Origin of the sequence: Amycolatopsis rhizosphaerae (assembly GCF_007713715.1) — a bacterium.
Lineage (GTDB): Bacteria > Actinomycetota > Actinomycetes > Mycobacteriales > Pseudonocardiaceae > Amycolatopsis_E > Amycolatopsis_E rhizosphaerae.
In genome coordinates this window covers 1-12,770 of the sequence record NZ_VJWX01000187.1, presented here as the reverse complement: position 1 = coordinate 12,770, position 12,770 = coordinate 1, and the positions used below count along the sequence as shown (strand labels likewise).

The window sequence follows — 12,770 nt, the reverse complement described above, 5'->3', positions numbered from 1 at the left end:
ACCCCAACCTGCCCCCGCGCCAGCCGCAATACCCGCCTCTGCCGCAGCCCTCGCGGACCGCGGCCTATCAGGGACAGCCCGTGCCCCAGCCGAAGCGCGCACCGGCGTCGGGCTGGCGCAAGGCGGTGTACCTGGGCACCGGCAAGCTCGTCAACCCTGGGGAGAGCCCGGCCGAACGGCGGCAGCGTGAACTCGCCCGGCGGATCAACCAGCCGCTGCGGGGTTCGTTCAAGATCGGGATGCTGAGCCTCAAGGGCGGGGTGGGCAAGACCACGATCACCACCACCCTCGGGGCCACCTTCGCCTCGCTGCGGGGCGACCGCGTGATCGCGGTGGACGCGAACCCGGACCGGGGAACGCTGTCGCAGAAGATCCCGATCGAAACCACGGCCACGGTGCGGCACCTGCTCCGTGACGCGGACAAGATCACGCGGTACAGCGACGTGCGGGCCTACACCTCACAGGGCGGCAGCAGGCTGGAAATCCTCGCCAGCGAGCAGGACCCGGCGGTGTCGGAGGCCTTCTCGGAAACCGACTACCTGCGCGTGATCGGCCTGCTGGAGCACTACTACAACATCGTGCTCACCGACTGCGGGACCGGCCTGATGCATTCGGCCATGAAGGGTGTCCTCGACCTCGCGGACGCGCTGGTCGTGGTCTCCTCCGGCTCGGTGGACGGCGCCACCAGCGCCTCGGCCACCATCGACTGGCTGGAGGCGCACGGCTACCGTGATCTGGTCCTGCGGTCGCTGGTGGTGATCAATTCGGTGCGCCCGAACGCGGGCTCCGTCGATTTGGACCGGCTCGCCGCGCATTTCTCGGCCCGCGTGCGCGCCGTGTGCCGTATTCCGTTCGACCCGCACCTGGAAGAAGGGGCCGAGATCGAACTCGAGCGCCTGGCCCCCCAGACGCGGACCGCTTTGCTGGAACTCGCGGCGGCGATGGCCGACGCGTTCCCCGGCAAGATCTGACCCGCGCTCAATCCTCGTCCTGGGGGCGCTGCCGCTCGCTGAGCGACCGCAGGAACTCGGGGTCGTCGTCCGGGGCGACGGGAGCCCGGCGGGAGGAAACGCCAACCCGTTCCGGTGCGAAGGCCCGCCACATCAGGACAGCGATGGTGAGCGCTCCGATCGCTGCGAGCAGGTAGATCATGCTCGCCCCCTTCCGGTGCCGTGTTGCGCGATGCTACCGCCTGTGAGGGTAGCCCTTTTGCCCGGTTTTCGGGCGGGGTGTCCCCGGCGGTGGCGTCCCCGCGCCGCGGCGGCCTGCGGAACGTGCCGTCCGGCCGCCGGGCCGCGGGGACGGCGGTGGGTCAGCCGCGAGTGGGTTCGCTGGCGTCGGTGGTGAGTTCGGCCAGCAGCGCGTTGACTTCGGATTCACGGAACCGGCGGTGTCCACCGGGGGTGCGGATCGAGCCGATCCGGCCCGCGGTCGCCCAGCGGGTCACGGTCTTGGGGTCCACGCGGAACAGTGCGGCGACTTCACCGGGAGTGAGGAGCCGTCCTCCTACGGTCGCGGTCATTTTCCGTCTCCTTAACGACCTCACTGCTACAACCGGAAGCAATTCGCTTCCGGAAAAAACAACGCGGCAATCGTTGCATCTCACCCGCCAGGTACTCGAACGGTTGTCGGAGAGTAAAGAGGTAGTAAGGGACAAAACGCCCAGCCTCCGCGGCGCTATGGTGGCGGGGTGGACGTAGTCGATCGCAAGATCATCGCCGCGTTGCGGCTGAACGGCAGGGCGACCTACGCGGAACTCGGCAGAACCGTCGGCCTGTCGGCGTCCTCCGTGCACGAGCGGGTCGGCAAGCTCGAAAGCGCCGGGGTGATCACGGGATATCACGCGATGGTCAATCCGAGTGCCGTCGGGCTCGGGGTCACCGCGCTGGTGGGCATCCAGCCCACCGACACCGCCGAGGACGACGACGTCGCGAAGGCGCTGGCCGCGTTGCCCGAGGTGGAAAGCTGCTATGGCGTGGCCGGGGACGAGGCCTTCGTGGTGCAGGTGCGGGTGCCGACGGTGGACGATCTGGAACGCACGTTGGGCAGGCTCCGCCGGATCGACGGCGTCGCCAGGACCAGGACCACGGTGGTGCTGTCCACGCGGTTCGAGGGGCGACCCAACAACAGCGGACTCGACGGCGCGTAGCCTTGAAGGCCGTGAGTGAAACACAGCCCCGGCTGGCCCGCGACCTGACGCTGTACCTGCTCGCACGGTTCGGGCTGATCGTGGTCGTCGCGGCCGTGCTGATCCTGGTCAAGGTGCCGCTCCTGGTCGCGGTGGCGATCGGGATCGTGGTCGGCCTGCCGGTCGGCCTGCTCGCCTTCCGCGGTCTCAACGCCCGGGTCACCGCGGGCCTGGCCAAGCGCAACGAACGCCGCGCCCGGCAGCGCGCCGAACTGCGGGCGCAACTGCGCGACGATCACCCGCAGGACGAGGAGCCCGTGAGCGGCGACACCGCCGACACCGCCGACTCCGTCGGCACCGCCGGTTCCTCGACGGGCGACGGGGACAAGGCTGCATGAACCGGGCCTGGGTCCGGGAGGCGATCCGGCTGCTCGAGGCCGACGCCAACCGCAGCGCCGACACGCATCTGCACGTCTTTCCGCTGCCGTCGGACTGGGGGATCGACCTCTACCTCAAGGACGAGTCCGTTCACCCCACCGGCTCGCTCAAGCACCGGCTGGCGCGCTCCCTGCTGCTCTACGGCCTGGTCAACGGGCAGATCGGGCCCGACACCGTGCTCATCGAGGCCTCCAGCGGCTCGACCGCCGTGTCGGAGGCCTACTTCGCCCGCATGCTCGGGCTGGAGTTCATCTCCGTGGTGCCTCGCAAGACCAGCGCGGAGAAGGTCCAGCTGATCGAGTTCTACGGTGGCCGATGTCACTTTGTCGACATTCCGGCGAAGATGTACGAGGAGGCCGAGCGCCTGGCCGCCGAATGCCACGGTCACTACCTCGACCAGTTCACCTACGCGGAGCGGGCGACGGACTGGCGTGGCAACAACAACATCGCCGAGTCCGTGTTCACGCAGATGAAGGCTGAGCGGCATCCGATCCCGTCCTGGATCGTGGTCGGCGCGGGCACCGGCGGCACCAGCGCCACCTTCGGCCGGTACGTGCGGTACCGGCGGCACACCACGAAGGTCTGCGTGGTCGACCCGGAGAACTCGGCGTTCTACGGCGGCTGGGAGACCGGTGCGCCCGACTACACGACCGGGATGCCGTCCCGGATCGAGGGCATCGGCAGGCCCCGGGTGGAACCGTCGTTCGTCCCCGCGGTGATCGACGAGATGATCCAGGTGCCCGATGCCGGATCGCTGGCCGCGATCCGCTTCCTGCGCCGGCGCACCGGGTACTGGGCGGGCGGCTCCACCGGGACGAACCTGTACGGCGCCTTCCAGTTGATCGCGCGCATGCTGGCCGCCGGGCAGGCCGGCAGCGTGGTCACGCTCCTGTGCGACGGCGGCGAGCGGTACGCGCACACCTACTACGACGACCAGTGGCTGGCCGAGCACGGCTTCGACATCGAGCCGCACCTGGCCGTCATGGACCAGTTCCTCGCCACCGGCCGCTGGCCCACCGCCTGACGCCGCTGGGACCAGAACATTCTCTAACCGAGGGCGATGGCGATGGCGGTGAGGACCGACCACGCCAACATGACGAGCCCGGTGTCGCGCAGCACGGGGATCAGGCCGGGGCCGGTGCCGCCCCCGGTGATCGCCTTCACCGGGGTGACCAGCAGGACCGCGGTGACCAGCGAGATCAGCGCGAGCGGGTGGGCGATGCCGAGCAGGATGGTGACCAGGTACGGCACGGCGACCAGCAGCAGGTAGAACCGCCGGGTGCCGGTGTCGCCCAGCCGGACGGCCAGGGTGTTCTTCCCCACCTCGCGGTCGGTGGGGATGTCGCGGAGGTTGTTCGCGGTGAGCACGGCCGTGGAGAAGCAGCCGACCGCGATCGCGCAGCCCACGGCGGGCCAGCTGACGGTCCCGGCCTGGACGTAGACGGTGCCGAGCACGGCGGTGAGACCGAAGAACACGAAGACGGCGATCTCACCCAGTCCCGAGTAGCCGTAGGGCTTCTTGCCGCCCGTGTAGAACCACGCGCCGAACAGGCACACGGCCCCCATCAGCAGCAGCCACCAGCGACCACTCAGGATCACCAGTGCGAGGCCGAGCAGCCCGGCGACGCCGAGCGAGGTGAGGGCGGCGGCCAGCACGGCCTTGGGGGCGGCAGCCCCGGATCCGACCAGGCGCAGCGGCCCGACGCGGTTTTCGTCGGTCCCGCGGATTCCGTCGGAGTAGTCGTTGGCGAAGTTCACGCCGATGATCAGTGCCAGCGCGACCAGCAGGGCGAGGAGCGACTTCCACCAGGAGAACGCATCGATCCCGATCGCCGCGCCCACCCCGGCCACGACCGGGGCCACCGCATTGGGCAGCGTCCGGGGGCGGGCCCCCTCGATCCACTGAGTCACTGTCGCCATATCACCCATTCTGGTGGACGGCGGTCAGTCCCTGGCGGGCGGCACGCCCCCGTGCGCTGCGGGACACGCGCGTCATGCCTGCGGTGAGGCGCCGAAGAACCGGGTGGTGACGGCCTGGCGGTCCACCTTGCCGGGACCCCGCAGCGGCAGCGCCTCGACGAACTCGAACCGTTTCGGCACGGCCGGTGCGCCGAGGGCGGCCCGCACCGCGGCCCGGAGGTCCTCGGCGCTGGGCGCACCGCCCTCACACACCACGGCCGCGGCGACCAACTGGCCCCATTCCTGGTCCGGCAGGCCCACCACACAGGCCTCGCGCACCCCGGGGACGGCGCCGAGCGCGCGCTCCACGGCGGCCGCCGACACCTTGACCCCGCCGGTGTTGATCAGGTCGTCGATGCGGCCGAGCACGGTCAGCCTGCCCCCGGTCAGCTCGCCGCGGTCGCCGGTGCGGAACCAGCCGTCCGCGAACGCTTCCGCGGTCAGGTCGGGGCGGAGCCGGTAGCCGTGCGCGAGCACCGGTCCCGCGATCAGGACCCGCCCGTCCCCGGCGATCCGGATCTTCACGCCGTCCAGTGGGACCCCGTCGTACACGCAGCCGCTGGCCGTTTCGCTCATCCCGTACGAGGGCACGATCGCCACCCCGGCTTCGGCCGCCCGCTCCCGCAGCCCGGCCGAGGTCGCCGCGGCGCCGATGATGACCGCGTCGAACGCGCGGACGGCGGCCAGCCCCGGTCCGCCCGCGTCGAGCAGGCGCGTCAACTGGGTTGGGACCAGGGCGGTGTACCGGGGACCGTCGGCGCGCAGGACATCCGCGGCGGCCTCGGCGAACTTCTCGGCGCGGAACCCGCCGGGGGGCAACACCGCGAGTTCCGTTCCGGCGACCAGCGTGCGGACAACCACCTGCAGCCCGCCGATGTACTGGGCCGGCGTGGCCAGCAGCCAGTGACCGGGACCGCCGAGCCGGGTGTGCGTCGCGGTGGCCGAGGCGAGAAGGGCGTCCGCGGACAGCAGCACGCCCTTCGGCTCCCCGGTGGAGCCCGAGGTGGCGATGATCACGGCGGTGCCGGGTTCCGCCGGCTCCTCCGGCGCCATGGCCGTGATCAGCCCCTCGGACCCGGAGGCCAGCGGCAGGACAGTGCGGCCCCCGTCCAGCGCTTCCGCCAGCGCCGACCGCAGCTCGGCGATCGAGCCCGGCCGGTCGGTCCACACCTCGCGCATGCGGGCCTTCAGTAGTAGTACGGGTAGTCGGAGAAGTCGGGGTCCCGCTTCTGGAGGAACGCGTCCCGGCCCTCGACCGCCTCGTCCTGCATGTAGGCCAGCCGGGTGGTTTCGCCCGCGAACAGCTGCTGGCCGACCAGGCCATCGTCGAGCAGGTTGAAGGCGTACTTGAGCATGCGCTGGGCGGTCGGCGACTTGCCGACGATCTCCCAGCCCCACTGCAGCGCCTCGGCTTCGAGCGAGGCGTGTGGGATGGCCGCGTTCACCGCGCCCATGGCGTGCATCTGCTCGGCGGTGTACTCGCGTCCGAGGAAGAAGATCTCACGGGCGAACTTCTGCCCCACCTGCCTCGCGAGATAGGCCGAGCCGTAGCCGCCGTCGAAGGAGCCCACGTCGGCATCGGTCTGCTTGAACCGGGCGTGCTCGAGCGAGGCGAGGGTGAGGTCGCACACCGCGTGCAGCGAGTGGCCGCCTCCGGCCGCCCAGCCGGGCACCACCGCGATGACCACCTTCGGCATGAACCGGATGAGCCGCTGGACCTCCAGGATGTGCAGGCGGCCCGCCCGCGCCGGGTCCACCGTGTCGGAGGTCTCGCCACTCGCGTACTGATAGCCGGAGCGTCCCCGAATACGCTGGTCACCACCGGAGCAGAACGCCCAGCCGCCGTCCTTCGGCGACGGCCCGTTGCCGGTGAGCAGGACGCAGCCGACGTCCGGGCTCATCCTCGCGTGGTCGAGCGCGCGGTAGAGCTCGTCGACGGTGTGCGGCCGGAACGCGTTGCGCACCTCGGGGCGGTCGAACGCGATGCGCACGACGCGCTTACCCGAGCGTGCCTCGGCGGAGCGGTGGTAGGTGATGTCGGTGAAGCTGAAACCCTCGACCTCGGTCCACGCGGTCGGGTCGAACAGCTCGGAAACCTGGGCGTCATGCACGTTTGGGAGAATAGGACGTGTGGCCATGATGACGGACGACGCACCAGGAGGCGCCTGGTGAATCCGTCCACGGCGCAGGCCAAGGTCATCATCGACGAACTCGTCCGCAACACCGTTTCCCATGTGGTGCTCTCGCCGGGTTCACGCAACGCACCGCTCTCGCTCGCACTGCACGACGCCGCCGCGGCGGGCAGGCTCCAGTTGCACGTCCGCATCGACGAGCGGGGCGCCGGCTTCCTCGCACTGGGGATCGCCGCCCGTACCGGTCGCCCGGTCGCCGTGGTCTGCACCTCGGGCACCGCCGCCGCCAACTTCCACCCCGCGGTACTGGAAGCGGACCGGGCGGGCGTGCCGCTGATCGTGCTGACCGCCGACCGCCCGCCCGAGCTGCGCGCGGCCGGGGCGAACCAGGTGATCAACCAGCAGCGGCTCTACGGGGACGCGGTGCGGTACTTCGACGAGTTCGCCGTCGCCGAACGCCGGGCCGGGCAGAACGCCTACTGGCGCAGCCAGGTGTGCCGTGCGTGGAACGCGGCCTACGGGGAGTGGCGCTGCGGGCCGGTGCACCTGAACATCCCGTTCCGGGAGCCGCTGGTGCCCGACGGCGACGACGAGTGGTTCGAGTCACTGGAGGGGCGGCCCGGCGGCGCGCGCTGGACCGAGCTGCCCGACTTCGGAGCGCTGCCCTCGTTCGTGGTGCCCTCCGCCAGGACCGGGCTGGTCATCGCGTGCGACAGCGGGGTCCGGGCGGCGAGCGAATGGGCCGAGCAGCACGGCTGGCCGGTGGTGTCGGAGACCGGTGGGCTGGGGCTGTCCGGGTCGACCGCGATCGCCAGCGGGATCTGGCTGCTGGGGGCCGAGGAGTTCATCGCGCGGCACCGGCCCGAGCAGGTCCTGTGCATCGGGCGGCCCACCGTGTTCCGCCAGGTGCAGGCGTTGCTGTCGGACGCAGACGTGGAGGTGCTGCTGGTGCGGCCGGACGCGGACTGGCCCGCGCCCGCGCACAACGTCCGCCAGGTCGGGCAGTGGTTCGACGCGCCGACCAAACCCGCGGACCCGGAGTGGCTGGCGAGCTGGCAGCGGGCGGACGGCGCCGCGTCGGAGGCGGTAGCCCGCGCGTTGCGGAAGGAGCCGTGGCCGAGCGGCCTGCGGGTGGCGGCGGAACTGGTGGACGCGGTGCCCGCGGATTCGCTGCTCGTCGTCGGTTCGTCCAACCCGGCCCGTGACGTGGCGCTGGCCGGCCGCATCCGGCCGGACATCCTGGTCCACCGCAACCGAGGTGTCGCCGGGATCGACGGGACGGTGTCCACCGCACTGGGCGCCGCGACGGTCCACCGCGGTCCTTCCTACGCGCTGCTCGGGGACCTCACCTTCCTGCACGACGTCAACGCGCTGCTCGCCGGCGACCGCCCCGACCTCACGATCGTCGTGCTCAACGACGACGGCGGCGGCATCTTCTCGCTGCTCGAACAGGGCGCCCCCGAGCACGGGGACGCCTTCGAGCAGGTGTTCGGCACCCCGCACGGGGCCGATCTGGGCGCGCTGTGCGCCGGTTTCCACGTGCCGCACGTGGTGGCCGGGACACTGGCGGAGTTCCGCGAGGCGCTCGCCCCGGCACCGGGCCTGCGCGTGGTCGAAGTACGGGTGGACCGGTCCCGCCATCGCGATCTGCACGCCCGGATGCGGGCGGCCGTCTCCGGTGCCCTGGGGCGCACTTTTACGTAAAAGTGCGATATCCGGCGGAGCGTGCTAGGCCATTCGGGCGTATCTGCCGGTAAGACCCTTCTTATGGCTGTATCCGGTTGGTTGTTTTCCGGTTACTTTCGCCGCCATGCGTCTGCGAACCCACGCGGGCCTGGGGGCAATCGCCACGGGCATCGCGAGCGTCCTTCTCGCCAGCACCGCCACCGCCGCGCCGGCCCCGGGCTCGTCCGGGGTCGGCGATCCCTACTACCCCTACGCCGGAAACGGCGGATACGACGTCGCGCACTACGACATCCGCCTGACCTACCAGCCCGCGACCGACCTGCTGTCCGGCACCACGACCATCCTCGCCACCACCACCCAGGACCTGAGCAGCTTCGACCTCGACTTCGGCCTGCACGTCAACTCGATCCGCGTCGACAACCTGCCCGCCGCCTTCCACGTCGACCCCAAGGAGTCGGGAGAGCTCGTCGTCACCCCGGCCCGGCCGCTGGAGAAGGGCCGGATGATCACGGTGGTGGTGAACTACGCGGACACCCCCTCCAAGGTCGTCATCGACGGCTACACGGCGTGGAAGAAGACCGCCGACGGCGCGCTCGCGGTCGACGAGCCGCAGAGCTCCCAGTGGTGGTTCCCGGCCAGCGACCACCCGACGGACAAGGCGACCTACGACGTCTCGGTCGAGGTGCCGGACAACGTCGCCGCGCTGTCCAACGGCACGCTGGTCCGGCGCACCCAGCAGCGGGCCGGGTGGACCCGCTGGTACTGGCGCAGCACGCGGCCGCAGGCCACCTACCTGGCCACGCTGGAGGTCGGGAAGTTCGAGATCAACCAGTCGACCACCCCCGACGGCAAGCCGTTCATCACCGCCTACGACCCGGCCATCGGCGATTCGCTTGACGCGGCGAAGGCCAGCGTCGAGCGCACCCCGGAGATCGACGAGTTCCTCGCCACCCAGTTCGGCCCCTACCCGTTCGAGGCGCAGGGCGGGGTCGTCTCGCCGGGGCTGTCCTTCGCGCTCGAAGCGCAGACCCGCCCGGTCTACAGCGGCAAGTTCTTCCGCGCCGGGAGCAACACCTCGGTGGTGGCGCACGAGAACGCGCACCAGTGGTTCGGGGACGCGGTCTCGCTGGGGCGCTGGAGTGACATCTGGCTCAACGAGGGTTTCGCCTCGTACGCCGAGTACCTGTGGGCGGAGCACGAGGGCGAGGGCACGCCGGCCGAACTCGCGCAGTACGTCTACGACTCCTACCCAGCCGACAACGCTTTCTGGCAGGTGCTGCCGGGTGATCCGGGCGTGGCCCACCAGTTCGACGACGCCGTGTACGACCGCGGGGCGATGGCACTGCAGGCCCTGCGCACCACCGTCGGCGACGCCGCGTTCTTCACGATCCTGAAGACGTGGGTGGCCGAGCACAAGGGCGGTTCGGCGCGCATCGAGCAGTTCATCGCGTTCGCCGAACGGATTTCCGGCCGCTCGCTGCACGAGCTGTTCACCACCTGGCTGTTCACCAAGGGCAAGCCCGCCGTCGGCCCGAACGGGACGGCCCCGTTCCGCGCCCAGGGCCAGCCCAAGGCGTACACCAAGATCAAGAGCACCCACGAGTCGCTGGCGCAGGCCCGCCAGTACTGACCCCGCTCGTGTCCCACGCCCAGCCCGTTGCCGGACTCGCGTTGCTGGGCGTGGGACCCGGGAGGACCTCTATGCTCGGTGCCGTGACGACCAGCGAACGACGGCAGCGCCTCGCGCGCCGTGTCCTGCTCGGCGTCGCGGGGCTGCTCACCGCGCTCTGCGTCGGTCTGCTGCTCGCCGCCATCCGCAACGACCAGGCCATTTCCGGTCATCTCGGGGTGACCACCGCCGACGTGAACGCGGTGTCCTGGGACCGCGCCATCATCCGGTTCGAGACGCCGGACGGCGTCGTGCACATCCCCGCGAACGGGGTGCTCTACCCGAGCGGGCTGGTCGCGGGCGATCTGGTGCGCATCGAATACGACACCACCAATCCGGAGCTGGCCAGGGTGGCGGGCCGGACCGCCGTGCTGACCCTGCTGCCGCTGGGGATCACGGTGCTGATCACCTGGCTGGTGGCGGGTTCGCTGCTGTGGTGGATGCGCCACCGGGCGCGGCAGCCGGCCGCGATGGCCGCCGCCGCCCAGCCCGGTCAGTAGCGGGTTACCGGGTCACTGATGTCATTCGTCACTGAGGCCCGTAGGGACCCGGCTGCTGCTGCGGGTATCCGCCCGGCTGCGGCTGCTGCGGGTAACCAGCCGGGGGCATCTGCTGCTGCATGCCGGGCGCACCGGGCATGCCCGGCATTCCCGCCTGCGGCTGGGGCGCCATCATCTGCTGCTGGGGCACGGGAGTGGGCGCCACGGCCTGCTGGGCGTTCATCTCCTGCACCTGCATGGCCTGTGCCTTGGTGAGCTTGTTCGTGGCCCCGCAGAACGTGCACACGGTGAAGTACCGCGACGCGATCGGGAACAGCGGGATGAAGAACAGCGTAAACTTCGTGACCGCGCGACGCAGTGCGTGCGCGGTGGGGTTGTTGCACTGGGTGCAGACGTAGGTCGCGGTGGTCAGGTCGTGGACCTTGCGCCGGTAGCCGTAGATGATCACTTGTGCTCCAGGTCTTCGCAGGGGACGCGTGCTGAGACGCCGAACCCTACGGGAGCGTTCCGCCGTTGCGTGAACGAATAACGATCTCGGCTTCTTTTGCGGACGTTTGCGCCTTACGCCCGATTTTCGGCTCTGTGGGCCGACTCCTGCCACCACGACAGCACCTGCTCGGCCACACTCGGCGCGGCGACGAGCAAGCCGTCCGCGGGCAGCGCGGTGCCCTCGCCGTGCCGGTCCAGCACCACGGCGCCCGCCTCGATGGCGAGCGCGACCGAACCCGCCACGTCCCATTCGTGGTAGCTGTGCAGTACTGCGGCCGCCGCGTGGCCGAGTGCGACCTGGGCGATCGACAGCGCCGCCGAGCCGAGCACGCGAACCCCGGCATGGGCCTCGGCCGCGCGCTCGATGAACCCGCCCATGCCCGGCCACGGCCCCTTGCGCGCCAGTTCGGTGCAGACGATCGCGCCCGCGGTGCCGTCACGGTCCAGCAGGCGCACCGGTCGGCCGTTGGCTCGCGCGCCGCGGCCGCGGGCGGCGGCGTAGATCTGGCCGCGATAGGGATCGGCGACCACCCCGACCACCGGTCCGGAGGCGTCCACCAGCGCGAGGCTGTAGGCACACCACGGCACCCCGGCGACGTAGTTCGCGGTGCCGTCCACCGGGTCGACCACCCACCGGTACGGCGCCTGCTGGGCGCCGACGTCCGCGCCGTATTCCTCGCCGACGACGGGGATTCCGGGGAACTCCGTGGTCAGCACGCGGCGCGTGTGCCGTTCGAGGGTCCGATCGGTGTCGGTGACCCAGTCGAAGGGGGAGTCCCTGACGTCCGGATGCGCGCCGCGCCCGGCGGTCGCGGTGATCACGTCCGTCGCGTCGTTGGCCAGCCGGCCCGCTACTTCGAGCGCTCGCGACAGCAGGCCGGGCTCGACCGGCTGGGACGGGCGCGCGGATAAGAGGGTCATGCTCGCCTAGTGTGGCGATGCCGAGTGTATGGAACGCTACGGCCAGATGAAGTGTGTCACCCTCTCAGCCCAATCGGGTGCCGTCGTTCGGGTGCCTGGCGGGGCTTCGAGAAGTTCCGGCAGCGTTAGCGCACTGGTCACACACCCTTCTCCCGGCGAACCGGACCGGATGGGACCTTCGGGTGGTGCGCGTCGCCATCGTCACCGAAAGCTTCCTCCCGCAGGTGAACGGCGTGACCAACTCCGTGCTCCGCGTGGTGGAACACCTGCGCGACCGCGGCCACGAGGTGCTCGTGGTCGCACCGGGGCTGACCGGCCCGCTCGAGTACCGGGGGGCGCCGGTGGTCCGGATCCCGGCGGTGGACCTGCCGGTGGTCAACTCGCTGCCGATCGGGCTGCCGACGCGGACCGTGCTGACCGCGCTGACCGCCTTCCGGCCCGACGTGGTGCACCTGGCTTCGCCGTTCGTGGTGGGGGCGAGAGGACTGGCCGCGGCGCGGCGCCTGCGGGTGCCCGCGGTCGCGGTCTACCAGACCGATATCGCCGGTTTCGCCACGGCATACGGCCTCCGCCTCGGCGCCAGGGCCGCCTGGCGCTGGGTGCGCAGACTGCACTCCAAGGCCGACCGCACCCTCGCCCCGTCGACGCATTCGGTGGAAGCACTGCGCGCGCAGGGCATTCCGCGGGTCCACAGCTGGGGGAGGGGGGTCGACGTCGACCGGTTCTCCCCGGTGCACGCCGATCCGGAACTGCGGGCGCGGCTCGCGCCGCACGGTGAGCTCCTGGTCGGATTCGTGGGCAGGCTCGCACCGGAGAAGGAGGTCGACCGGCTGCTGGTGCTGGCCGGG

Annotated in this window: 15 protein-coding genes; 8 read left to right on the top strand and 7 right to left on the bottom strand. The window is 70.9% G+C overall.

Annotated features, from left to right (window positions below):
- The coding region (locus tag FNH05_RS19125) for a MinD/ParA family ATP-binding protein (RefSeq protein ID WP_144590063.1) at positions 1-971 on the top strand (971 nt) is incomplete at its 5' end.
- Between the two features lie 7 nt (positions 972-978).
- Here the strand turns inward: FNH05_RS19125 and FNH05_RS38140 are convergent.
- Both FNH05_RS38140 and FNH05_RS19120 read right to left on the bottom strand, forming a co-directional pair.
- On the bottom strand, positions 979-1,152 hold the full coding sequence (locus tag FNH05_RS38140) for a hypothetical protein (protein WP_186382625.1): 174 nt from the start codon (positions 1,150-1,152) through the stop codon (positions 979-981).
- A 160-nt stretch (positions 1,153-1,312) separates the two neighbouring features.
- Positions 1,313-1,522, bottom strand: a complete 210-nt coding sequence (locus tag FNH05_RS19120) for a BldC family transcriptional regulator (RefSeq protein WP_144590062.1) — start codon at positions 1,520-1,522, stop codon at positions 1,313-1,315.
- Between the two features lie 168 nt (positions 1,523-1,690).
- On the opposite strand from FNH05_RS19120, the gene FNH05_RS19115 reads away from it, so the two are divergent.
- Genes FNH05_RS19115 through cds1 form a run of 3 tightly spaced genes read left to right on the top strand, consistent with a single transcriptional unit; the run spans position 1,691 to position 3,590 of the window.
- Complete coding sequence (locus FNH05_RS19115) at positions 1,691-2,149, top strand: Lrp/AsnC family transcriptional regulator (RefSeq protein ID WP_144590061.1); 459 nt, start codon at positions 1,691-1,693, stop codon at positions 2,147-2,149.
- An 11-nt stretch (positions 2,150-2,160) separates the two neighbouring features.
- Positions 2,161-2,526 (top strand): DUF4229 domain-containing protein, encoded by a 366-nt coding sequence (locus FNH05_RS19110; protein ID WP_144590060.1) that lies wholly within the window; start codon positions 2,161-2,163, stop codon positions 2,524-2,526.
- Complete coding sequence (gene cds1, locus FNH05_RS19105) at positions 2,523-3,590, top strand: L-cysteine desulfhydrase Cds1 (protein ID WP_144590059.1); 1,068 nt, start codon at positions 2,523-2,525, stop codon at positions 3,588-3,590. Before FNH05_RS19110 ends, cds1 begins: the two co-directional genes overlap by 4 nt.
- 23 nt (positions 3,591-3,613) lie before the next feature.
- Here cds1 and FNH05_RS19100 read toward each other — a convergent pair whose 3' ends face one another.
- The 3 genes from FNH05_RS19100 to FNH05_RS19090 all read right to left on the bottom strand — a co-directional run bounded on the left by FNH05_RS19100 (position 3,614) and on the right by FNH05_RS19090 (position 6,636).
- Entirely contained in the window at positions 3,614-4,486 is an 873-nt protein-coding gene (locus FNH05_RS19100) for a 1,4-dihydroxy-2-naphthoate polyprenyltransferase (protein ID WP_144590058.1), read from the bottom strand.
- Positions 4,487-4,558: 72 nt separating this feature from the next.
- Positions 4,559-5,704 carry an o-succinylbenzoate--CoA ligase gene (menE, locus tag FNH05_RS19095; RefSeq protein WP_144590057.1) on the bottom strand — a complete coding sequence of 382 codons (1,146 nt, stop codon included), beginning with the start codon at positions 5,702-5,704 and terminating at the stop codon, positions 4,559-4,561.
- Positions 5,705-5,712: 8 nt separating this feature from the next.
- Positions 5,713-6,636, bottom strand: coding sequence for a 1,4-dihydroxy-2-naphthoyl-CoA synthase (locus FNH05_RS19090; protein ID WP_144590056.1), 924 nt, complete (start codon positions 6,634-6,636; stop codon positions 5,713-5,715).
- A 57-nt stretch (positions 6,637-6,693) separates the two neighbouring features.
- Between FNH05_RS19090 and menD the strand changes: the two genes are divergently transcribed.
- From menD to FNH05_RS19075, 3 genes are all read left to right on the top strand, one after another.
- Entirely contained in the window at positions 6,694-8,361 is a 1,668-nt protein-coding gene (menD, locus tag FNH05_RS19085; protein WP_186382624.1) for a 2-succinyl-5-enolpyruvyl-6-hydroxy-3-cyclohexene-1-carboxylic-acid synthase, read from the top strand.
- 106 nt (positions 8,362-8,467) lie between these two features.
- A complete protein-coding gene (locus FNH05_RS19080) occupies positions 8,468-9,973 on the top strand; it encodes a M1 family metallopeptidase (RefSeq protein ID WP_186382623.1) in 1,506 nt (501 codons plus the stop codon).
- 71 nt (positions 9,974-10,044) lie between these two features.
- Positions 10,045-10,512 carry a DUF3592 domain-containing protein gene (locus FNH05_RS19075; protein ID WP_144590054.1) on the top strand — a complete coding sequence of 156 codons (468 nt, stop codon included), beginning with the start codon at positions 10,045-10,047 and terminating at the stop codon, positions 10,510-10,512.
- Between the two features lie 28 nt (positions 10,513-10,540).
- Here the strand turns inward: FNH05_RS19075 and FNH05_RS19070 are convergent, their stop codons facing one another.
- Together FNH05_RS19070 and FNH05_RS19065 are read right to left on the bottom strand one after the other, a co-directional pair.
- The gene (locus tag FNH05_RS19070) at positions 10,541-10,960 is read right to left on the bottom strand and encodes a zinc-ribbon domain-containing protein (RefSeq protein WP_144590053.1); all 420 of its coding nucleotides are present in this window, start codon (positions 10,958-10,960) and stop codon (positions 10,541-10,543) included.
- Between the two features lie 113 nt (positions 10,961-11,073).
- Positions 11,074-11,922, bottom strand: coding sequence for an inositol monophosphatase family protein (locus tag FNH05_RS19065; protein ID WP_144590052.1), 849 nt, complete (start codon positions 11,920-11,922; stop codon positions 11,074-11,076).
- Between the two features lie 185 nt (positions 11,923-12,107).
- On the opposite strand from FNH05_RS19065, the gene FNH05_RS19060 reads away from it, so the two are divergent.
- Positions 12,108-12,770 (top strand): glycosyltransferase (locus tag FNH05_RS19060; RefSeq protein ID WP_186382622.1); only part of this gene is annotated, 663 nt, incomplete at its 3' end.